We start from the raw sequence: 20,398 nt of genomic DNA, 5'->3' as shown, positions 1-20,398 counted from the left end.
ATCCACCGCCCGATGCGGCACCGCGCCGCGCCACCCGTCGACGGCTACTGCGGCGGCGTCGACACCAGCAACCCGCTGCGACGGCTCGCACCCACCACAGCCCCGCGGCGCTGCGGCGTCGCCGCCGCGGGCGTCGCCGCAGTAGCCGCCACGCTGACTCTCGCCGGCATCTCGGCGCCGCCGAAGCTGCACATGCCAGCCCTGGTCGCCGCCGACAACAGCTGCGCGGTCCCGGAACCGGCACCATCTGCCGAGCTGGCCGCCACGGTCGCCGCGCCGTCGGCGACCGTCGTGGCGTACCCGCGCGCGGCCCGACCTGTCCTGAACGCTCTGGCCCAGCGCATCACAGCCGACGCCTGCGACCCGGTCAGCGGCCGGTTCGACGTGGTGCGCCTGCGCGCCTGGCACCTCGACAACGGTGAGCAGACGACACGGGACGTGGTGCGCTGGTACCACGACGACGACTCCGGCGCAGCCCTGACCAGCGAATACCCGGACCCGTGGCCCGGCGTCACGCACGACTTCTGGCCGCCCGGATGGCTCAGCCACCGCAACCTGTCGAAGGCGTTCATCAGCGGCGACTTCTTCCGCTACAACGCCGGTCTGCACACCAGCGACCTCGACGGCGACGGCCGACTCGTCACCGGTCTCGCCGCACTGGCCACCTGGCACAGCCCCGCACCATCAGGGCGGGCACTCGCCGTGACAGAACTGGCGCACACACCCGGGCTGGTCGCCTACCCCCGCACCGTCGACCGGGCCGGCCGCACCGGCATCGGCGTCGCCACCACCACCAACGGCGACGCCATCCAGCGGCACCTGCTGATCCTGCACCCGTCCACCGGACAGGTCCTGGCCTACGAGCGCGCCACCCGCACCCCCTCGGGCTGGCAGCCGTCGGCCTACCTGCTGCTGCTGACCCGTACCCACACCGAGCGCCGCTGGTGGGAACCACCCACCACCGCCGACGCCCTCGAGACGGCGCAGCCGGCGAACCTGATGATGCCCCGCCAGCAGGGCCGCCACGTCGTCCACGCCCACCAGCCCTGCACCCCCGAACCCCCAACCGCACAGTAAGGAACCGCCACATGACCACCACCGCGGCGAAGCGCTACCAGTTCCGCAACACCCCCACCCAGCTGCACCCGCTGCAGGAGATGCTCGACCCGATCACCGTCGATAACCTCAACCGCGGCGGCATCACGCGCGGGCAGCACGCCCTCGACGTCGGCGCCGGAGCCGGCTCCATCGCCCGGCACCTGTGCGACCTCGTCGGCCCCACCGGCAAGGTCATCGCCGTCGACCTCGACACCACCTTCCTCGCGCCGACCGCGGTCCTCGACGTCTACCAGCGCGACCTGCGCACCGAGCCCCTACCCGTCGAACCCGGCAGCATCGACGTCGTCAACGCCCGCTGCGTGCTGGAGCACCTGCCCAACCGCCACCTGCTGCTCGAGCAGATGATCACCGCGCTGCGGCCCGGCGGCCGGATCGTCCTCGGCGAGATCGTCTACGCCCGCACCACCGTCCCGCACGCCCCCACAGGCGGCGACGCCGAGCTGATCGTGCGCGTCGTGCACGGCATCCTCGATGTCCTCGCCGACCGCGGCGTCGACCTGCACTGGGGCGAGAAAACCCCCACCCTGCTGCTCAACGCCGGCCTCGAGCAGGTTCACACCCGCTGGCTCGCGCAGACCTGGACGGGCGGCAGCCCCGGCTGCCGCCTGTACGCCGACAACGCCCGGCAACTGCGCGAACAGCTCCTCAAGGCCGACTTCGTCGCCCGCGACCTGGACCGGTTCGCCGAGCTGATGGCCGACCCGACCGTGGTGGTACGCGGCTACGAGTTCGCCTGCACCACCGCCCGCAAACTTCGCTGACCTCACCGGACCGGGCGACGGCACGCCCGGCCCGCGAACCCGCCCACCGCACGGCCTCGTCAGCCGTCAGCGGCGGGCGACGGCAGCCGAGCACCACCAGGCTGCCGAGCCGGTCGACCGCCCGCAAGGGGAGGGCGGGAAGCCGGCGTGGCCGGCGGCGGCGCATCCCCCGTTCGCCGCCGCCGGCCATCTCCCAGCCCCACCAAGGAGAAGGGACGCCATGCGCTGGACGCGTCCGCCCGCCCGCAACGCCGCCCCAGCAGCTCACGCCGGTGCCGTGGGCAGCGGCGGGGACAACCAGGCCATCACCGCGGCGCAGAGACGCGCCGAACAGGGACCCAACCGCGGCCTCGTGCCCAGGGACTGCCCCCAAGCCGCCTACAACCGCCTGTCGTGCCGCCACCGCGGTCCACGCCCCGACCCGGGGCAGCGGCGGCGCGTGAGGCAGGCATCCGCCCGGTGACAGCAATCGTGCCACTGCAGGAAGTGATCGTGCGGGCCGAGGATCTCGCCGCCGCTAGAGACCTAGGGGCGGTCGCGGCGCTCCTACGACCCGCGCTGGCGCAGGTCCGCCCCGGCGCGGTCCCCGCGGCAGCCGTGGACGCCGCGGTCCTCTACGCCCACGCCCTCACCGGCACCGGCCACGCCGCCGCAGCATCCGACTGGGCCGGCTGGGCGCACACCCGCAGCCGCCACCACCACGGCCCCGAGCACCCGACGACGGTACGCGCGCTCGGCGTCCTCGCCGCAGCGCTACTCGCCTGCGGCCGTCCCCGCCCCGCTGCCGCCTGCTACCGCGACCTGACCGCTGTGCTCACCTCCGTCGGAGGTGCACACGACGTCCGCACCCTCGCCGCCAGAGCCGACCTCGCCGCCGCGCTGCACCGCGCCGGGTTCTGCGCCACCGCCCACGGCGAACTCACCGACGCCTGGCGCACCCGCCACGGCCACGTCGGCGACGCCGACGACTTGACGATTCGGATGCTCACCCGGCTGGCGGGAATGTACCGCGACTGCGCCGAACCCCACCTCGCCACCGACCACTACCGGCAAGCCCTGCACCTGGCCCGTTCCCACCCCGACCCGCTGCGCCAGCAGGTGCAGCATGCGGCGACCCGGCCGCCCCGTCACGACCACGAGGCAGTCTGCACCCACCGGCCAACAGCGCACAGTGCGACGCCGAACCTCTACCCGAGCAGCTGACCTACACCTTGCCCGAGGACCCCGCCGACATGCCGTTCCCCCGCAAGTACCCGCAAGAACTGATCGACTCCGCCGTCACCCGCGTTCAGCAACAGCGCGCGGCCGGCAGCCACCGCGCCGTCACCGCCGTCGCCCAGGAACTCAACCTGCACCGCCGGCTCGTGCAGCAGTGGGTCACCAACGCCCGCCCCGCGACCACCACCACGATCGCCACCGCGACCGACGAGCGAGCCGACAACGACGACCCCCACGCACTGTCACTACCGCCAGGCCTGTTGTGGTGCGGAATCTGCCGCCGGCCCATGACCGCCGTACTCACGCTTGACGCGAAGGTGGCTTACGACTGCCCACCCGACTGCCACCGCCCAGCCCTGCCCGCCGCGCGGATCGTCGACATGATTGGTCGCGCCGTGCTGCGCAACGCACCGCACATCGTGCCCGCCGCCGTCGCACATCCCCACAACACCGAGACGGCCGCTGCCTGCGCCGGCAGGATCATCAGCCGCGTCACCGCCGGCCGCCACCCCGCCGACCTACGCATCACCTGGCGCCCCGTCGTCGCCAGCACGGCGCCGCTCACCGAACACCTCGACCTCGCCCGCGCCCTCACCGCCACGAATCCCGCGCACGCCCGAGAGCTGCTGCACGCGGTCCTCTCCGCCGTCGACCCCACCACCGCTCCCGCCGACCCGGTACACGCCGACGCCGCCCACCTGCACGCCGAGGTGCTCATCCGCCTCGGACACCCCACGGCGGCGATCCGCTGGGCCACCTACGCCCACCAAGCCCACACCCACCTGCATGGCCCCACCGCCGCTGCGACCCTGGCCGGCCTGCACACCCTCGCCACCGCCCACCGGCTCGCAAGTCACCACCAGAGGGCATACCACCTGTACCGCCACCTCGCCGAGCAACTCGCGACCACCGCCGGCCCCGACGCCCACCCCACCCTCGCCACCCAGGCCAGCCTCGCTGTCGTCCTGCACGACCTTGGTCACTGCACCCGCGCCCGCGACTTGCTCGCCGACACCATCACCGCTCACCGCCGTGCCCACCCCGGGCATCCGGCGACAGCCCGGATGATCAGCCACCTCGGGCGGATATGGCAGGACTGCGCCGCGCGCCAACATGTGCATGCCCGTGAGGACCGGTGACAGGCGCAGCAAGCCAGTCGTTGCACCAGACGCTCGCCGCCCTGCGCTACTTCACCCTCGACGGCACCGGCCACCCCAGCCACAAGGCCCAGGGCAGCATGATCCGCCGTTACATCATCTGGCGGAACAATCACACCGCCGACGAGCGCCTGCACAACGTCGTCACCGGGCCAGCGTCGCATGATTCAGGTGGCGGCCAGGCGGAAGACCTGCCGGGAACCACCTTCCGGACCCGGATCAACAGCCTCGGCAGGGGCGAAACCGAGGCGTTCGTAGAAGATGCGTGCACCGCTGACGGAAGCACCAGGGTGATCGGCCCCGAAGGTGACCACCTCAACGGTGCCTGGGCCCCGCACGAACCTGCGCATTGCGTCCGCCATCAGCGCACGACCGACGCCCTTCCCCCGTGACCGCTCCGACACGACAAGCCAGTGGACGTGGTAGGACGGGGCCTTCGCCGCGAATAACAGCCCACCCAGGAGATCCGGCTCCGAGGAAACAGCGACGAGCGCCGTGGACCGACGAACGTGCTTGCGCACAGCGTCATGAAAGGCGAGATCCTCGACCATCGGACCGAAGCAGCACTCGACCTGGGCCGCCAGATCAAGGAAGCCATGGAAGTCTTGCTCTCCCGCAAGTCTGACGATCACCTGAGCAGTCTGACAGGAACGAGGCAAACCTTGCCTGACGCGGCACTAGGGCAGCGGGGGCGAGTCGGTGGATTCGAGGGAACTAAAGATCGCCTGCAACGTCCCAAGGCGTGGCTCCGGTGTCAGCATGGCTGCCTGGGCAGTCCGGAGTGTCGTTCCGCGTTTGAGAACGACAACCGAATCAAGCCTTGGGCACCATGCGACCAGGTTGCCGATCTGGTCGGCTGGAGCCCCGCCGGGAAGGAACAGGACGTTGTATTCATCCGAAGAGTGCTTGCTCTCGGCGTCCTGTACTTGGTCGTGCCGCGCCATGGATCCGGGGTTTCCGAGCTGCCATTGTCGGCCTGGCTCGCTACTGGCGTTGTAGGCAGCCCAACCCTTGAGTCGCTCCACCGGCGTCTCCATTCTGCTCGAAGTGCTCACTCGATCACGGACGCTCTGGCGTGTCCAGATCGGAAAAGATCGCTCCACAAACTTCCGCGCCCGCACGGCTGCACTGCGGTCGCGAGAGGTGGCGGGGATGCCGTAAGCCGCAATGACTGGTGTCGGTGGCGTAGGGGTCACAGACTGTGTGGCGTGAGCGACTATTCCGGGCCGGCGGCGCCTGCCGCAGCGGTGCGCGTCGCGCGCCCACACTACGTGCTCTCCCGCGTCGGACAGCCCACCGAGGCGGGGGCCACCGCGAAAGCCGGCGTCGCCGGCGCGGTTGGCGCCGCCCTAGTCGACGAGGTGCAGGTCCGCGGCCCTCGGATCTGGGCGCCCTTGGTGCAGACGCCACTGCGTCTCGGCGCCGGCGGGCAGCCATTCCGCGCGGATTACGACCCCCAATCGCCGCCGGAGGCGCACGTCGCGGACCTGCGGGTGCGAAGGCTGCTTCTCGAGCCGCGGTGACCGCGCGCGGAGCGCGGCCATGACCACCGCCGTCAGGACACCACCGTCGCGAGTGCGTCGGATCAGGTCGGAAGCCGAAGCAGCGCAACTGGCGGGTTGGCTGGTAAATGCGCGGCGGGGCTGGCCGGTGGTGGTGGTCACGATCCCATCCGGGCAGACGGAGCCGTTCGGCGATCCCGACGCCGTCGCCGAGGCGGTCAGCGGTCTGGCGGAGGTCGTGGTGCTGCCCACCAGCGGCCTGTCCTGGGCGTTCTCCCACGCGATGCCGCCCTCGACCCAGGTGTACGGGGGTGCCGGGCGGGTGTATCCGGTCAGCGGCGACTGGATCACAGACCCCGGTCGTGCCCGGTTGCGGTTCGCCTACTCCCGTGATGACCGGGAACGGGTCACCGGCCAACTCGTCGGCGACGCCCTCACCGCTGCGGCGGCGGCCGGCCTGGGGCCGCTGGCCACCGGCCAGCAGGCCCAGCAGCGCAGCGGCACGGTGGAGGGGATCGTCGGTTCCCGGGCACTGGTCCGGCTGGACGACGCGATGATGGCCTCGGTGTGGGAGGAGCTGACCGTTGCCGGTGTGCCATTGCACCGCGTCCTCACCAAGGGGCAGCACGTCACCGGGCTCTACGACCTGGCGTCGCGGCGTCTCGACTTGCGCGCGGGGCTGCGCTTTGCCTCCCCCGTTGTGGCGCGCGCCGCCGTGGTCGACGCCTACCGGGTCGGGGACGTGGTCTGGGCCGACGTCGTCGCGGTCACCGCCGACACGGTGACGCTGCGGCTACTGCCGGGCGTCACCGTCGAGGTGCACCGGGACGCGGTCACCGCCAATCCGCAGGACTCGATGGGCGAGCTGTTCACCACCGGCGAGACCGTGGCGGCCCGTATCACCGCCCTCGACGCCGCCGAGCTGAGGCTGCGGGTCGACACCGTCGACGGCGAGGCGCCCGTGCCCGCGCCCAGCCTGCTGCCGGACGGGCCGCCCTGGCTGCCGCCACCTGCGAACGAGATGCCCGTCGCCCGCGCCCAGACGCGCGCTGCGGCCCCGCTTCCCCCGGTGGCCGGGGTGCCGCGGCAGGCCACACCCCTGGACCTGGCGCGCGGTCACTCACCGGTGCCCCCGCCGGCTGGTCCGGCGGGCACACCCGCGGCCGCCGTGCCGGGTCCCGCCGCGCTGACACGTGCCGCAACCGACCGCGCGGCGTTGCACGCCGAGCGGGCGGCGCGGGAGAACGCCGAGCGGGACTTGGAGGCACTGCGGGTGCACGCCGCAAGCCTGCAGGACGAACTCGCCCGGGCACACCAGCGCATCGAGAATCTGCAAACCCGCTACCGCACCGCCGACCTGGCCCGCCAACACGCGGTCAAGCAGCTGCGCGGCCACCAGAGTCGCAGCGACCAGGTCGGCGACCACCCTGGCAGTGACGGTCCGGCGTTCCTCCAAGACGAGGACCAGTTCCGCCACGAGGTCTACACCGAGTGGGCACGACGTATTCCCGCCGCCGAGAAGGCCGACAAGCCGCTGGCCGACTACCGCCTCGCGCCCGGCTTTCTCACCTCCCTGAACACCCTGCACGGCGTCAGCCGCGCCAAGGTGGTGTCCGTCGTCGTCGAGGTCCTCACCGGCCAGGCACCGCACCTCGCCGGCCGGGACCTGCACCAACTGCGCACCGGCAGCAACGGCAGCCCCTACCTCACCCGCCCGGACGGGGCGACCTGCTGGCGCGTCGCCCTGCAACGCGGCACCGCCTCCGCCCGCCGCATGCACTACTGGCGCACCGCCGACAGCTACGAGCTGTCCCGGGTCACCGTCCACGACGACTTTCAGCCCTGACCAGAACACCGACCCAGCGGCGCGACGAAAAGCCACCACACTGAGTCGGTCGGTTCAACAACCACCCCGGGCCCCGGCAGCCGCATCCCAGCAGCATCTGGTAACCCCGAGGGCGCCCCGGTAGCTTCAGCGGTCGAAGACCTTCGCTGTCTCCGACTGGGAGAGTGTGCTTCGTGTCGCACATCGAGAAGATCGCCGGTGAGTTCCGCGCACTGATGGCCGGCGTGGAGCGCGCGCGGGGACTCGCAGCCGCCGCTGACAGTCAGGCCCAAGAGGTCACAGTGCGGGCCGCGGGCGCGGGCTTCGCCGCAGTAGCTGCGGGCATGGTCCGGGTGCGGAAGGCGATCAACGGGATCCAGGACGGCCTGGGTAGCCTCACCGGGTCGGTTGGTGAGGCGGCGAAGGCAACCGCTGCGGTGCCCCGCGAGGCCACCCCGCAGGAGACGATTGCCGCGCTGGCACCCGTGGTGAGCGCGGCTGACAGCGCCCGTGACGCAACCACAGGTGCCATCGCCCAGGTCCGCGAGGCGCAGCAGCTCGTCGCCATGGTCCTGCAGGGCGGGCAGCCGGGGCCGCTGCTGCAGGCATTGGAGAGCATCAAGCAGGTCCTGGTGCTGGTCGCTCAACGCACCAGTGCTACGCGGCAGTTCACCGAAGCGGCGATCGCCGACGCGCGACAGCTAGGGTCCTCGGGAAACTGAGGGGGGCTGGCGGTCCAATACCGGCCAGCCCTACACCTCACCACCACGGTACTGCGGCCGTTGACACGGCACCGACATCCTGGAGCAGGAAGCCGACCGGTGTCCCAGGCGGATCGCCGACCGGGCCGCAGACAAGAATCTCCCGCAACCAGAAGTCCGTGGTGGCGCAACGCTCAGTCCAGCTCGAGAACGAGTGCGCCGACACTGTTGCTGGCAAGGGCTACCGCCTCCACCAGAACCCCACCAAGCAGGAGGTCGCAGACGCCCGGGCCGACACACGCGACACGGGAGACCCGGACAAGAATCCTGACTATCTGATCGAAGGCCACGTCTTCGATTGCTACTCTCCCACCGCGTCCAAGCCGGTCCGGGGCATCTGGAGCGAGGTCACCCACAAGGTCGACGAGCAGCAGACGCAGCGGGTGGTGCTGAACCTCCAGGACTGGCGTGGAGACCCCGCGGCCCTGCGCAAGCAGTTCGACGACTGGCCCATACCAGGGCTGAAGGAGCTGGTGGCGGTGACCCCGAGCCGTGAGATCGTGCAGATCGTACGCCGGGACTGAAGGAGGCAGCGCACGATGGCTATCGAGTTCCGACTGACCCTGGCGGGCGACATCCCGCTGGACCGGGTGGCCGAACTCGCCGCTCCCGATGCCACCGAGAAGCCGGCGCTCCCCGGTCACACACGACTGCTCAGCGCCGACCTCTACGAGCAGTGCGGGTACGCGGTCAGCATCACCGCGGGCAGCAACGGCTACTACGACGCCGAGGACGACGACGACTCCCGCTGGGAGTGGGAACCAGACACCTACGTCAACATCGGCTTCCGCATGCGCGCCGACGACACGAGCGACAAGGGGATCCCGACCATGCTCGCGACCATCGCCCGAATTCTGCGCGAGCGGCCCGAGGACGCCGCACTCGTGCAGGACGGCAACTGGCTGCTCTTGACGCGCGTCGACGGCATCCTGCGTAAGCACAACGTGGCCCTCTGGTACGACGAGGCATTCGACGGCGTCCTTCCGGGCGCGTGAAGCAACGCGTGCATCAGAGCGGCTGACGGGGCGATAGCCCCGCCCAGCGGCGAGCGGGACGGTCACGAATTCGTCCGCGACGTGACCGGTGATCTTCCAGCGCGCCCGCCGGGACGGCGCTCGCGCTCCCCGATGGCCTGATCTGACTCTGAGGATGGCCGGATGACCTGCCGTGCTCGGCAACGGATGAAACCGGCCCCTCCCGGGGGCGGGAGGGGCCGGTTTCGTCGTCGGCGCACGGTGCAGTGGCGCGTCGGCTCCTCCGGCCGGTAGCGGGGTTGCTGCCGTTAGGCGGCTCGGTCGTCGCGGGGGATGAGGTCGGCAGCGGCGTCGGCGCTGCCGCGTTCGAGTTCGAGGATGACGCTGGTGTAGGTGTCGGAGGTCAGGCCGATGGTGGAGTGGCCGAGGGTTTCCTGGACCTCCTTCATGTCGGCGCCGCCGTGGCGAAGGTAGGTGGCGGCGCAGTGGCGCAGGTCGTGCAGCCGCACGGGCGGCAGCCCGGCTTTGGCGATGAGGTGGTCGAAGCGGTCGCTGATGGTCTGGGGGTGCCAGGGCTTGCCGTCGGGGCGGACGAAGAACAGGCCGGTGTCGGGCCAGTCGTCGCCGCTGACGCTCTGCCAGCGGCGTCGCATCTTGAGGTAGGCCCGCAGGACGGCGATGGTCTTGGGGCCGAGGGGAACCATCCGGTCACCGGCGTCACTCTTGACGGGTCGCGTGATGGGTGTGTAGCCGACGGTGGTGATCTGTTCGACGACGGTGAGGTAGCCGGCGTCGAGGTCGACGTCGTGGTCGCGCAGGCCGCACGCCTCCCCGCGGCGCAGGCCGCGGTGCAGGATGAGCAGGAACATCGCGTAGAGGACGATGTCGTGTCGTTCGGTGTAGTCGAGGAACCGCCCGGCCTGTGCGGGCATCCACACCATCACTGGGCTCGGCCGTTTGCCCGTGGCCTGCCAGTGCTCGACTGCCTTGACAGTCCACACCCGCGCCTTGGGTCGCTTGGCCGTGGGTAGTTCGACGCCGAGGGCGGGGTTGGTGGGGATCAGCTTGGCCCGGACGACGGCGTCGTTGAGGGCTTTGCGCAGGGTGGCGTAGAGCCGCTGGGTGCTGGCGGCTTCCATCGGCCGCACGCCTTTGACGCTCGCGCGTATGTCGGGGTCGGTGCTGGCGCGGGCGGCGCGGATGGCGTCCTGCTGGTGGCCGATCGCGGTGAACATGGCCTCGATGTGGGCGGTGCGCAGGTTCTGGATGGGAATCTTCCCGAGGTGAGGGACGAGGTACAGGCGGATGTGGTCGGAGTAGCCGCGGACGGTCTTCTCCGCCAGCCCGCGCCGTCCTTGCAGCCAGGCGGTCAGGTATTCGCCGGTGGTGGTGGGCACGGATGCGGGCACGCCGGCGCGGATGCGGGCGGCGACGGTCTCGCGGTCGGGCAGCGGGGTGCCGGGCCGGCAGGCGTGCAGCAGGTCTGCGACTTCGATGGCGAGGTCGTGGTCGCCGTCGGCGAGGTCCAGTAGCGCGCGGGCGTGGCGCAGTTCGGCGGTGGCGGTGTCGCGGCTGTCGAAGCCGGAGCGGCGCAGTTGCCGGCGCGGCTGCGTGAGCCGGATGGGCAGTTCGATCTGGTATCCCCACGCGCCGTGGGTGGGGTGCCAGCCGCCGCCGGGGCGGCGTAGTTTCGGGCACCGGCTGCCGAGTCGCTTGCCGGTGTCGGGGTCGGTGCAGGTGCAGCGTTTGGTGAGGGCCCCTTCGGGGCTGCGGGCGCGGGTCACGGTTCGGCCTTCCTGTCGACGCCGTTGTGCGGCGGGCGGATGCTGCTGATTTGCCGTTGGTGATCGACGCTTCGCATGCCGCCCGGGGTCAAGTCGCCGGGCGGGGGCTGCAGGCCGAGGGCGGTGAGGATGCCGGCGACGGGCACCTTGTAGCGGGCGCCGACGCGCAGGACGGGCGCGGGGAAGCTGTCGGTGCGGGCGAGTTCGTAGGACAGGGCGCGGCCCAGGCCGAAGACGCGGCCGGCGGTGGGCAGGTCGGTGATCGCGCCGAGGGCGCGGATGCGCTCCTCGGTCCACACCTCGCCACGAGGGTCGCGGATGTCGGGCGTGTCGCTGCGGTTGGTGTTGCCGCTGTTCACGGACGGGTACTCCTGACATTTCTCAGACGGTCATTGAGCGAGCTGGACGCGGTTCGACTGGGTCTGCGCACGGTGATGTCTCGTGGCCGCCGGCAGGGAGAAGACGTGGCGGACAGCGGGGAGAACAACTGGCCGCCCGTGGAGAAACAGGTGGCCGTTGGCAGGGGGAGCCGTCAGACGTTGCGCGCGCGTGGGCGCTTGTTGTCTCAGGCGGGTACGGAAACCAGCAGCGGCGACGTCACCCCCGGCTGCCCCCGGTGCGGACTTCGGGCCGTCGGCGGGTCCTGCGCGAGCGTGGCGGCCGAGGGTGGCGGTTCGGACCACATCCGGCGCCTGCCCGCCTCCGCGTTGCCGGCGCGGTGGCGGGCAGGCTGGGGATGAGCAGGGTGGGTGTGGTGGACAGGCTGCTCTGGGAGGTGATTCAGGAGGCCAGCGCCAGGACGTGGTTGATCATGTCGGTCCAGGTGACGCCGAGGACGCTGGGGTCGTCGTCGAAGCAGAAGACGAGGTAGGCCATGTCGAAAGCCTGGCCGTAGCCGTCGAGGAAGGCCCAGCTGGTTGCGGGCCGGTCTGCCGCCGCGCGGTTAGGTTGCACGACCAGGCTCCATCGGTCGCCGTGCAGCACGACCGCGACGGGCTCGCCGCGTAGGTTTCGGCCTACCCGCAGGCTGGCGGGCGGCGGTGCGGCGGCAACCTGCGATGCCTCGGCGATGATCGTGGGCGTTTCGGGAATGAGATTCATCGGTGCGACGAAGGCCAGCTCGCTGTAGTGGCACTGTCGGCCCTGCCGGGCGGCGTCGGTCAGCTCGCTGGCGAGTTGGTCGGCTGCCCGACGTCGGTTACGTTGCGCGGCTGTCAAGGGCGGGGTGGGGATCGTCGCGGGTCGCACGATGAACACGGGGAAGGTCCGTCGTTGGCGGCGGCGCGGGCGCGAGGGCGCGCGCCTGCCCGGTGTCGAGGTGGCAGCCGGTTGATGAGGCGGGTTGCTGGACATGGTGTCTCTCCTTCGTGACCATGAGATGAGCCGGGCGGGCGGCAGCCGACGGCGTGCCGCCCGCCCGGGCGAGGGTGGTCGGGGAAATGGGTGGAGGCCGGGGACGAGGGCGTTCAGTTCGGGGCGTGCCACCGCTGGCGGCCGATGTGCGCGGTGCCGTGATCGGCGCGGGGGCGGCTGGGGCGTGACCAGCCGGGTGCGGGCGGCCGGGTGGCGACGACGCGCCACCCGGCCGCTCGGAGGCTGGCTCCGGATTCGCCGTGCTGGGTGTAAGTGACCAGGCGTCGGTAGCCGAGGGCTCGGGTCGCCTGCCAGGCTGCGGCGTAGAGCAGCGAGTTGGCGTTGCGGGTGCCGTCGGTGGCGACCCTGGTCGCCTCGAGGGTCAGGCCGTCGTCGAGCATCCGCGCGATGGGGCGGCCGACGACGGCGACGCCGACCAGGACGTTGTCCTGGCGGGCTGCTCCGATGCTGAATTTGTGGCCGCGTGGCGGCCGGTGATGTCGGTGCCAGTCCTGCACGAACGCGCATGCTTGCGCGAAGGTGACGGGCACGGTCCGCAGGCTCACCCGCCCTCCTCCCGCGACGTGTCGTCGGGCAGGTACGGGCGCAGCCGGATGATCGTCTCTTCGTGGAATTCGGAGCGCACGTCGACGCCGAGGTAGCGCCGACCGAGGCGGAGCGCGGCGAGTCCGGTCGTTCCGGCGCCGGAGAACGGGTCGAGAACCCGTCCGCCGGGCGGGCAGCCGGCCGCGATCGCCCGCAGCGGCAGGTCGATCGGGAACGGCGCCACGTGCGACCCCCGGTAGGGGCGGGTCGCAATGCGCCACACATCCCCGGGGTTTCGCCCCTTGGGGTGGGCGGCGGTGTGGGCGTGGCCGAGGGGGACGAGGTTGCCCCGACCGGCTCGCGGCTCGGCGCCGGTCTGCTCGGCTGCGTACTTGCCGCTGCCGTAGGCGGTGGCGCCCCGGCGGCGGGCGGTGGCGCCGATCCCGCCCGTGCGGCCCTTGCCTGCCCCGCCGATGATCCGGGTGCCGTCGGCGGCTTCCGGGCGAGCCAGCGGTATTCGGATCGGGTCGAGGTCGAAGTAGTAGGAATGGGACTTGGTGAGCAGGAACACCATCTCGTAGGTGGTGGACAGGCGGTCACGCACGGACTCGGGCATCGGGTTCGTCTTCGACCAGATGACCGCGTTGCGCAGGAACCATCCGCGCGCCTGCAGCGCGAACGCCACCCTCCAGGGCACGCCGATCAGGTTCTTCGCCGGCAACGGCGAGCCGTTGCGGACCGCGGGCAGCTGGCGGGTGCCGGCGATGCCGCTGCGGGTGTCGTACGCGCGGCGGCTGCCGCCGGTGTAGCTGTCGCCGAGGTTGAGCCACAGCGTTCCGGCCGGGTCGAGTACTCGCATGGCTTCGTCGAACACGGCCGCGAGGCGGTCGACGTACTCGTTCACCGTCGGTTCGAGCCCGTACTGCGGGTCGCCCCACGTCGCGCCGCACAGGCCGCAGGACGCCCCGTCGACCCGCCGTGGCGCCGGTAGCGGGTGGTGGCAGGCGGGGTCGCCGCCGTGCCACCTGCCGGTGCCGTAGTCGCGCAGCGACCAGAACGGCGGGCTGGTGACGATGGAGTCGACGCTGGCGTCGGGCATCGCGGCGAGCACCTGGCGGGCGTCGCCGAGATACAGCTCGACCGGGCCGAGCCGCCGGTACCGGTAGTGCTCCAGCGCGGTGGCATCAGTCATGCCGCACCGCCCACCGGTGTGGGCACAGCAGCAGCCGCAGCGCGACGGCTGCCTGTTGGGGGACGACGCCGTTGCCGAGGACCCGCAGCGCGGCGGTGCGCGGCACCGCGAGCGTGGGGTCGGTAACGTGGCCGGTGTCCAGGCCCATCAGCCATTCCACGAATGGCGGCGCGAGGACCGGTTTGCCGTGCCGCCCCGGTTGGGTCGGCTCCGGCGCCGGGCGGCCGAGCAGCAGCTCCCACCGGGCCACCGCCGCGGCGTACACCCCCCACCGGTCGGCGTCGGGCTGGCCCAGCCCGGCCACGGTGGTGCGCAGGTCCGCGCCACCGTCACCGTGCCTGCCCGGCCCGTGTGCGTCGGAGGCGCGCGGAGTGGGCAGCGTCCGGACCGGAACCTGCACGGCTGCCGACGGCAGGGTGAGGTCGCCGTGCGACCCGCGTTGCCCGGGGCAGCCCTTGGTGCCGTCGGTCGCCCTGGGGGTGGGCAGCAGCACCTGCGACAGCGGCGGTCGCCATCCGGCGCCGGCCCGCCGGCCCTGGGTGCCGGTGTCGCTGGCTCTCGGCGTCGGCAGCAGCCGCGAGGCGATGCCGGCCAGGGACGGCCGGCGGGCCGCCCCCACCGAGGGGGAGATGTTCGACCCGTAGGCCACCGCGGTCGGCGTCGGCAGCAGGCCGTGGCGGGTGCCGGTCGGCTCGACCAGGTCCGGCAGGCCGTACGGGTGGCCGGGGCCCTTGCCGTCACGGGCGCACGGTGTCGGCAACGTCCGCACCCCCTCCGGTGGTGGTGGGGGTGGCCAGCAGGAACAGCCGGTCTCTGCGGTGGGCGGCGCCGACATCGGATGCGCGTAGGCATAGCCAGCTCGTGTCGTACCCGATCGCGGCCAGGTCGGCGTGAACGACGTCGAGTCCTCGCCGCAGGAGCGCGGCGACGTTCTCCACGAAGAGCAGCCGCGGTCGAAGGACGCGAACGGCGGCGGCGACGTGGTTCCAGACGCTGGAGTGCTCGCCGGTGATGCCGGCGCGTTTTCCGGCGTTGCTGATGTCCTGACAAGGAAACCCGGCGGTAAGCACGTCGACAGGTTCGACGCGGGTCCAGTCGACGGTGCGGATGTCGCCGAGGTTGGCGACGTGCGGCCAGTGGTGGGCCAGGACGGTGGCGGCGTGCCGGTCGGTCTCGGCGTACCAGGCGAGCCGGCCGCCGAGCACCAGTTCGACGGCCATGTCGAGTCCGCCGTATCCGGTGCAGACCGATCCGATGCGCGGGGCGGTGGTGTGGGCAATGCTCACGCCACCTCCCCGCGTCCGGGGCCGGCTGTCGCCGGCTCGTCGTGGGGGCAGGTCCACGGACCACAACCAGGGGCATCCGCCGGCTGTGGTCGCGGGCGCAGGACCACCTTGTCGAGCGGCACCCGCTGCCGGTGCAGGAAGAACTGGCCGCGCAGCGGGTGCCCGTCGGCGTTGGCCCGCGCGGAGCCGTTGCGGATGGCGCGGTCGAAGGCGACCGCGTCCGCCCACTCCTGCGGGCTGCGCTCGCGCAGGCCCAGCCAGAAGCCGTCGTCGTGGAACGGGCATCCCACGCACGACGACTTGGGGGTGTCGGCGAGGCCGTGCCCGGCCAGAAAGCGCAGGCAGTCGGTGCGTCGCCAGCCCAGGTCGAGCAGCGGGTGCACGTTGCGCATGTAGGCGACGTCGGAGTCCCGGGCCCGGCCGATCTCGTCGAGGCTGATCCCGATCGCCATCTCCGCCCGGACCCCGGCCGGGACACGCGCGGGGTGCGGGTAGCCCAGCCGGCGCCGCACCTCCGCCTTGATCGGTTTGATCTTGTATTCGCCGGTGCACTGCCGGCGGGCCATGCCCCGCTCGCCGTTGGGTCCCAGGGTGAACAGGGGCATGGAGGCGAACCTGTGGCCTGGGTCGAGCGCGTCAGCCCGGATGTCACCGGTGCTGACGCGCACGACCTCGATGCCGGCTTGTTTCGCGATGCCGGTCAGGCGGTTCAGGTGCCGGTAGACTGCTGCCGGCTCCCAGCCGGTGTCGGCGAAGATCGCCGCGCCGAACCCGGGGATCGTGCCCTGGGCGGCGAGCAGCAGGAGCGTGGAGCTCTGCACGCCGGCGCCCAGGGACAGGTAGCGGTGGGTGGGCGCGCTCACGCGACCACCCCGGTTCCGTCCTGCGGCGGCGCCTGCTTGGCGAAGATCAGGACGTCCTCGTGCGCGATGAGGTGCATCGGCATGCCGCCGGCCCTGGCCTTGCGGACTTGCTGGAGTTGGAAGAACGACGGGCGGGCGACGAGCTGCCCGTCGCGGACCGCGGCCAGGAGGGCGACGCACCGCTCGGTCGGCACGAGTCCGGCGCGCAGGCCGGCGGCGATGACGGCGCTGGGCAGGTCGACCAGTTCGCCGCGCTTGCGCCACGGCCTGGCGGTGACCACGACGGCGCCGCCGGGTCGCAGCAGGGTGGCGCAGCCGCGCAGGATCTGGGCGAAGCCGTCGGCGAGGCCGGTCAGGTCGCGGTAGGCGAGGTTGCCCTTGTCCTCGCCGTAGCGGTCGTCGTACTTGACGACCCCATCGGCAGTGGGTCGGACGAGGCCGTGGACGGTCGGGCCGTACGGCGGCGAGGTGACCACGAGCGCCACCTGCCCGGTGAGGGCCTTCGGGACGAGGGACATCAGTCGGGTCGCGTCGCCGCGGATGACCGATGCCCGTCCGCTGGCGCCCTGGTCGTGGGCGTGGCGGATGTTGGCGTCGGCGATGTTCGACCATTGCGGCTCGTACTCGATGCCGAAGGCGTCGCGGTCGGCGTGGACGGCCTCGACCAGGGTGGTGCCGATGCCGCACATCGGGTCCAGGACCAGGTCACCGGGCTGGGTGTAGGCGGCGATGGCGTGGGCGGCGATCGCGGGAAGCATCCGGGCGGGGTGCTTGACCGATTCCGGCACGTACCGGCCGCGTCGCTGCACGGGCCCGGTCGACTGGGCGGTGGCCCACACCGACAGGCCGTCGGCCTCGCGGTTCGTGTGCTCAGGCACGGCGCTCACCGCCGTCGCGGTCGCGGCGCCGCCGCGACTCGGCCGCGGGAGCCGGGTGCGGGGTGAAGACCATCAGGTCGGCGTGCACCCGCAGGTGGGCGACGGACCACTGCTCGGGGCTGGCGTGGGCCAGGGTGAGCAGTTCCTTGTCGGCGACGTGGTAGACGAACTGGTCGCCGTCGGTGTCGGCCTCGACGGCGACGATGTGCTGCAGGTAGCCCAGCCCGGCCCGGGAGGCTGCGGCCACGAGCGGGCCGAAGTCCTCCGGCGTGGGCTGAGTGCCGGCGGGTACGCCGACGACGAGGACGAGGCAGCCACCGGGGCGCAGCAGCCGCGCGCAGGCGGCGAGGAGCCAGGCGAGGCGGACCCGGGCGGTCGTGTCGGCCTCGTGTAGCGGCCAGGTGGCGACCACCAGGCTGGTGGCCGCGTCGAGCGGACCGTCGTCGGGTGGCCGGACGACCGCGGCGTCGGCGCCGGGCAGGTCGGGGTCGGTGAGGTCGTCGCCGAACCAGTCGACCAGCTCGGGCGGGTCCTGCGTGTCGCCGGCCTCCGCCTCGCCGGGGGCGGTGAGCGGGTCGGTCACGGTCGTGGCCGCCGGCTGGCCGGTGGCGGCGGGTCCGATGACCAGGGTGGAGCTGTCGGTGAACCAGGCGCGGTGGTGCTGGCGCCCGCCTCGGGCGCAGACCGGGGCCAGGGCGTGGTCGGTGGTGAGGTCGACGACCGCCTCCCCGGGCCGGCTGTACGCGGCGACGAGGCGGTAGGCCAGACGGGTGGGCAGGCTGGTGTGGGTTTCGGCGTCGGTGCGGGCCGTGCGCCAGACCGTGATCGGGACCGGCGGGTCGCCGGCGACCAGGTCGATGAGAGTGGAGTCGGCCGATTCGGTGTGGCCGTCCTGGTGGTGCGGGTGCGGCGTGTGCTCGCTCATGTGGTGTCGGCTCCGCGCCGCGCCGTGAAGCGCTGACACCCCCAAACCGGGTTTTGTGAGCCCTGGCGAACACTTGCCGAACCCACAGGTGCACACAGCGGGCGCCCCGGCACCAGCTTGTCCTGATTTCCGTTGCGTTGTCTGGCGCGCGCGACGTGACGACAGCCATGGCAGCCGCCCTAGCGCGACGGAACCGGCTCGATCCCCACTCGCCTTCTGTCAGTGACGCTGTGTCACTGACAGAAGGTGCTGACGGGTGCCGGCGCCGGTGCGGAGAACGCTTCGGACGTTGAGGTGGACAAGCGCTGTGGCCAGCACTGTGAGACGTCGTCGAGCGCCGCGTGCCGGGGGCGATGTCACCGGCGCGGCGCCGCCTGTCACAGGGTGCGGGGTGTCCAGGCCGTGACAGGGCGCCTGCGCCTGTCACGGGCACTGCCGCTCGGGCGGGCCGTCGGCGACCGGGCTGTGACAGCGGCGCTGTGAGCCGACCGGATTGTCACAACAGACCTTGCGAGTCCCCTGTGAGATCGGAACCTGTCAAGTCAACTGAGACAATTTCTTGATTTTGTTTAGCTTTGTGCTGGTGGAAGAGGGGCTCCGGCCGAGGTCACGGCCTGTTCCGGGTGGCTGTTGTCGGGTTTGTTGATCCATGCCCGGTCCGGTAGCCGGGGTGGTTGGGGACGGCGGCGTCCGAACCGTTCGGGATGTGCGGCCCAGGCGGCGTCGAGGGTGCGTTGCCGCTGTTCACGGATCTGTCCGGCGGTGCCGTGGTGGACCGATGCCGGGGTGTGCAGGCCGATCCCGGAGTGCCGGTGTTCGTGGTTGTAGTAGCTGTAGAACGCTTCGCAGTGCTGTCGGGCGTGCTGGATCGATCCGAACCGCTCTGGGAACGTGGGGTCGTACTTGAGTGTCTTGAAGCTGGCCTCGATGTACGGGTTGTCGTTGGAGGTCTTGGGCCGGCTGTGGCTGCGGCCGATTTTGAGATCGGTCAGCAGCTGGGTGACGGTCTTGCTGGTCATCGCGGCGCCGCGGTCGGCGTGCACGGTCAGCTGATCGGGGTTCACGCGTTCGCGGGCGGCGGCGTCGGCGATCAGCGCTTCGGCGAGTTGGCCGTCCTCGTGGGCGGCGACCATGTGCCCGACGACGTAGCGGGACCAGATGTCGATCACCGTGTAAAGGTGGAACCAGACGCCCTTGACCGGGCCGCGCAGCTTCGTGATGTCCCACGACCACACCTGATTCGCGGCGTCGGCGACCAGTTCGGGTTTGGTCCGGGCCGGATGGGTGGCCTGGCTGCGGCGTTCGCCGGTCTGCCCGGCGGCCCGCAGAATCCGGTACATCGTGGACTCCGAGCACCACCAGCGGCCCTCGTCGAGTTCGCGGGCCCACACCTGCGCCGGGGCCAGATCCACGTATGGCGGGCTGTTGAGCAGGTCCAGGACCTGCCGGCGTTCAGGCTCGGTCAGCGCGGACGGCGGCGGCTTACGCGGCGCCCGTGGCCGGGAGACCAGCGGCGGGGCACTACGGCGATACAGCGTCGCCCTGGACAGGCCGGTCAGCCGGCACGCGGGCGCGATGCCCCACAACGGCGTCAGCGCCGCCTGCGCCTCGGCGAGGACGAGTTCGGCATCGCCACGGCATCCGCGCTCTCGGAGAGCAGTTCCAAGAGCGCGTGAGCTTTTCCCATGATCGACAACGCGGTCTGGGTCTTGTTCAACTCGGCCTGCAGGCGGGCGTTCTCCCGCTGAAGACGGGAAAGTTCAGCGTTCTCGGCCTTCTTCGCCGCCCGCGCAGCCGATTGCCGCCGGTCCGTCAGGCCGGCCGCGGCTCCGGCATCCCGCGCCTTGCGCCAGTCGAGAAGGTGTGAACCGTACAGCCGTTCCCGGCGCAGAATCGCCCCGCGAGCCGCCGCATCCGGCGCCGACTCGTACTCGTCCAGAATCCTCGCCTTGAACTCCGCGGTGAATGTCCGCCGCTGGGGCCGGGCGTCCGGATCCAGACTCTCATGGGGCCTCGACGTCATGCTGATGTGCTCTCCTCAGGGCCGTCCAGGAAGAGTATCCCCTGGTAGACGGGCTGTCTCACATCAGCGTGACAGGGAGGGGATCGCGGACGCCGTCTCACACGGTCGCGGCGCGCGCCTGTGCCAGCGCCCGCGAACCGCCCGGTGACGGGCTCTGTCAGGCGTGTCACAGGGCAGGTCAACCGGCCTTTGTCAGACTCGCGGCCGACGGTCACAGGCGGTGCCGCGTCG

Annotated in this window: 22 protein-coding genes; 9 read left to right on the top strand and 13 right to left on the bottom strand. The window is 71.7% G+C overall.

The features are described 5' to 3' along the window. Positions 1 to 12 precede the first annotated feature (12 nt). From ID554_RS12350 to ID554_RS12335, 4 genes are all read left to right on the top strand, one after another. The gene (locus ID554_RS12350) at positions 13 to 1,077 is read left to right on the top strand and encodes a hypothetical protein (protein ID WP_158573846.1); all 1,065 of its coding nucleotides are present in this window, start codon (positions 13 to 15) and stop codon (positions 1,075 to 1,077) included. A gap of 11 nt (positions 1,078 to 1,088) precedes the next feature. Continuing rightward, positions 1,089 to 1,880, top strand: a complete 792-nt coding sequence (locus tag ID554_RS12345) for a methyltransferase domain-containing protein (RefSeq protein WP_158573845.1) — start codon at positions 1,089 to 1,091, stop codon at positions 1,878 to 1,880. Positions 1,881 to 2,351: 471 nt separating this feature from the next. After that, entirely contained in the window at positions 2,352 to 3,083 is a 732-nt protein-coding gene (locus ID554_RS12340) for a hypothetical protein (RefSeq protein WP_147333582.1), read from the top strand. 29 nt (positions 3,084 to 3,112) lie between these two features. After that, positions 3,113 to 4,237, top strand: coding sequence for a tetratricopeptide repeat protein (locus ID554_RS12335; RefSeq protein ID WP_117230785.1), 1,125 nt, complete (start codon positions 3,113 to 3,115; stop codon positions 4,235 to 4,237). A gap of 185 nt (positions 4,238 to 4,422) precedes the next feature. Here the strand turns inward: ID554_RS12335 and ID554_RS33030 are convergent, their stop codons facing one another. Next, complete coding sequence (locus ID554_RS33030) at positions 4,423 to 4,806, bottom strand: GNAT family N-acetyltransferase (RefSeq protein ID WP_223884660.1); 384 nt, start codon at positions 4,804 to 4,806, stop codon at positions 4,423 to 4,425. A 657-nt stretch (positions 4,807 to 5,463) separates the two neighbouring features. Here ID554_RS33030 and ID554_RS12320 point away from each other — a divergent pair. The 5 genes from ID554_RS12320 (at position 5,464) to ID554_RS12300 (ending at position 9,338) form a co-directional block, all read left to right on the top strand. Next, positions 5,464 to 5,778 carry a hypothetical protein gene (locus ID554_RS12320; RefSeq protein ID WP_147333581.1) on the top strand — a complete coding sequence of 105 codons (315 nt, stop codon included), beginning with the start codon at positions 5,464 to 5,466 and terminating at the stop codon, positions 5,776 to 5,778. 130 nt (positions 5,779 to 5,908) lie between these two features. Further along, on the top strand, positions 5,909 to 7,603 hold the full coding sequence (locus tag ID554_RS12315; RefSeq protein WP_223884560.1) for a hypothetical protein: 1,695 nt from the start codon (positions 5,909 to 5,911) through the stop codon (positions 7,601 to 7,603). 173 nt (positions 7,604 to 7,776) lie between these two features. Then, a complete protein-coding gene (locus tag ID554_RS12310) occupies positions 7,777 to 8,304 on the top strand; it encodes a DUF6244 family protein (RefSeq protein ID WP_117230796.1) in 528 nt (175 codons plus the stop codon). A 161-nt stretch (positions 8,305 to 8,465) separates the two neighbouring features. Then, the gene (locus tag ID554_RS12305; RefSeq protein WP_117230795.1) at positions 8,466 to 8,867 is read left to right on the top strand and encodes a CdiA C-terminal domain-containing protein; all 402 of its coding nucleotides are present in this window, start codon (positions 8,466 to 8,468) and stop codon (positions 8,865 to 8,867) included. A gap of 15 nt (positions 8,868 to 8,882) precedes the next feature. Beyond that, complete coding sequence (locus ID554_RS12300; RefSeq protein WP_117230782.1) at positions 8,883 to 9,338, top strand: SitI3 family protein; 456 nt, start codon at positions 8,883 to 8,885, stop codon at positions 9,336 to 9,338. Positions 9,339 to 9,625: 287 nt separating this feature from the next. Here ID554_RS12300 and ID554_RS12295 read toward each other — a convergent pair whose 3' ends face one another. The 12 genes from ID554_RS12295 to ID554_RS12240 form a co-directional block, all read right to left on the bottom strand. Further along, positions 9,626 to 11,101, bottom strand: coding sequence for a tyrosine-type recombinase/integrase (locus ID554_RS12295; protein ID WP_117230781.1), 1,476 nt, complete (start codon positions 11,099 to 11,101; stop codon positions 9,626 to 9,628). Next, entirely contained in the window at positions 11,098 to 11,460 is a 363-nt protein-coding gene (locus ID554_RS31600; protein ID WP_223884559.1) for a DNA-binding protein, read from the bottom strand. Before ID554_RS31600 ends, ID554_RS12295 begins: the two co-directional genes overlap by 4 nt. Before the next feature lie 421 nt (positions 11,461 to 11,881). Next, on the bottom strand, positions 11,882 to 12,358 hold the full coding sequence (locus ID554_RS12285) for a hypothetical protein (RefSeq protein ID WP_117230780.1): 477 nt from the start codon (positions 12,356 to 12,358) through the stop codon (positions 11,882 to 11,884). 209 nt (positions 12,359 to 12,567) lie between these two features. Next, a complete protein-coding gene (locus ID554_RS12280) occupies positions 12,568 to 13,020 on the bottom strand; it encodes an XF1762 family protein (protein WP_117230779.1) in 453 nt (150 codons plus the stop codon). Next, positions 13,017 to 14,192, bottom strand: a complete 1,176-nt coding sequence (locus ID554_RS12275) for a DNA-methyltransferase (protein WP_117230778.1) — start codon at positions 14,190 to 14,192, stop codon at positions 13,017 to 13,019. The genes ID554_RS12280 and ID554_RS12275 overlap by 4 nt, the downstream gene beginning before the upstream one ends. Beyond that, entirely contained in the window at positions 14,185 to 14,961 is a 777-nt protein-coding gene (locus ID554_RS12270) for a hypothetical protein (RefSeq protein ID WP_117230777.1), read from the bottom strand. Before ID554_RS12270 ends, ID554_RS12275 begins: the two co-directional genes overlap by 8 nt. Further along, the gene (locus ID554_RS12265) at positions 14,930 to 15,478 is read right to left on the bottom strand and encodes a DNA cytosine methyltransferase (RefSeq protein ID WP_117230776.1); all 549 of its coding nucleotides are present in this window, start codon (positions 15,476 to 15,478) and stop codon (positions 14,930 to 14,932) included. Before ID554_RS12265 ends, ID554_RS12270 begins: the two co-directional genes overlap by 32 nt. Further along, positions 15,475 to 16,341, bottom strand: a complete 867-nt coding sequence (locus tag ID554_RS12260) for an adenine nucleotide alpha hydrolase family protein (RefSeq protein WP_117230775.1) — start codon at positions 16,339 to 16,341, stop codon at positions 15,475 to 15,477. The genes ID554_RS12265 and ID554_RS12260 overlap by 4 nt, the downstream gene beginning before the upstream one ends. Next, positions 16,338 to 17,228: a TRM11 family SAM-dependent methyltransferase gene (locus ID554_RS12255; RefSeq protein ID WP_396824821.1), complete on the bottom strand. Its 891-nt coding sequence runs from the start codon at positions 17,226 to 17,228 to the stop codon at positions 16,338 to 16,340. Before ID554_RS12255 ends, ID554_RS12260 begins: the two co-directional genes overlap by 4 nt. Continuing rightward, positions 17,212 to 18,144 (bottom strand): hypothetical protein, encoded by a 933-nt coding sequence (locus tag ID554_RS12250; protein ID WP_117230774.1) that lies wholly within the window; start codon positions 18,142 to 18,144, stop codon positions 17,212 to 17,214. Before ID554_RS12250 ends, ID554_RS12255 begins: the two co-directional genes overlap by 17 nt. Positions 18,145 to 18,713: 569 nt before the next feature. Continuing rightward, on the bottom strand, positions 18,714 to 19,730 hold the full coding sequence (locus ID554_RS12245) for an IS3 family transposase (protein ID WP_113974893.1): 1,017 nt from the start codon (positions 19,728 to 19,730) through the stop codon (positions 18,714 to 18,716). Positions 19,731 to 19,735: 5 nt separating this feature from the next. Beyond that, on the bottom strand, positions 19,736 to 20,167 hold the full coding sequence (locus tag ID554_RS12240) for a transposase (protein ID WP_113974894.1): 432 nt from the start codon (positions 20,165 to 20,167) through the stop codon (positions 19,736 to 19,738). Between the last annotated feature and the right edge of the window lie 231 nt (positions 20,168 to 20,398).

It is taken from the genome of Micromonospora craniellae, assembly GCF_014764405.1.
Classification (GTDB): domain Bacteria; phylum Actinomycetota; class Actinomycetes; order Mycobacteriales; family Micromonosporaceae; genus Micromonospora; species Micromonospora craniellae.
Note: the sequence above shows the minus strand (reverse complement) of the source record. Positions and strands in the feature narration are given on the sequence as shown.

What these genes read in the sequence shown, in the direction of transcription:
- ID554_RS12350 (WP_158573846.1), top strand. Translation starts at nt 13, where the DNA reads ATGCGGCACCGCGCCGCGCCACCCGTCGACGGCTACTGCGGCGGCGTC.
- ID554_RS12345 (WP_158573845.1), top strand. Translation starts at nt 1,089, where the DNA reads ATGACCACCACCGCGGCGAAGCGCTACCAGTTCCGCAACACCCCCACC.
- ID554_RS12335 (WP_117230785.1), top strand. Translation starts at nt 3,113, where the DNA reads ATGCCGTTCCCCCGCAAGTACCCGCAAGAACTGATCGACTCCGCCGTC.
- ID554_RS33030 (WP_223884660.1), bottom strand. Translation starts at nt 4,806, where the DNA reads ATGGTCGAGGATCTCGCCTTTCATGACGCTGTGCGCAAGCACGTTCGT.
- ID554_RS12300 (WP_117230782.1), top strand. Translation starts at nt 8,883, where the DNA reads ATGGCTATCGAGTTCCGACTGACCCTGGCGGGCGACATCCCGCTGGAC.
- ID554_RS12275 (WP_117230778.1), bottom strand. Translation starts at nt 14,192, where the DNA reads ATGACTGATGCCACCGCGCTGGAGCACTACCGGTACCGGCGGCTCGGC.
- ID554_RS12250 (WP_117230774.1), bottom strand. Translation starts at nt 18,144, where the DNA reads ATGAGCGAGCACACGCCGCACCCGCACCACCAGGACGGCCACACCGAA.
- ID554_RS12240 (WP_113974894.1), bottom strand. Translation starts at nt 20,167, where the DNA reads ATGACGTCGAGGCCCCATGAGAGTCTGGATCCGGACGCCCGGCCCCAG.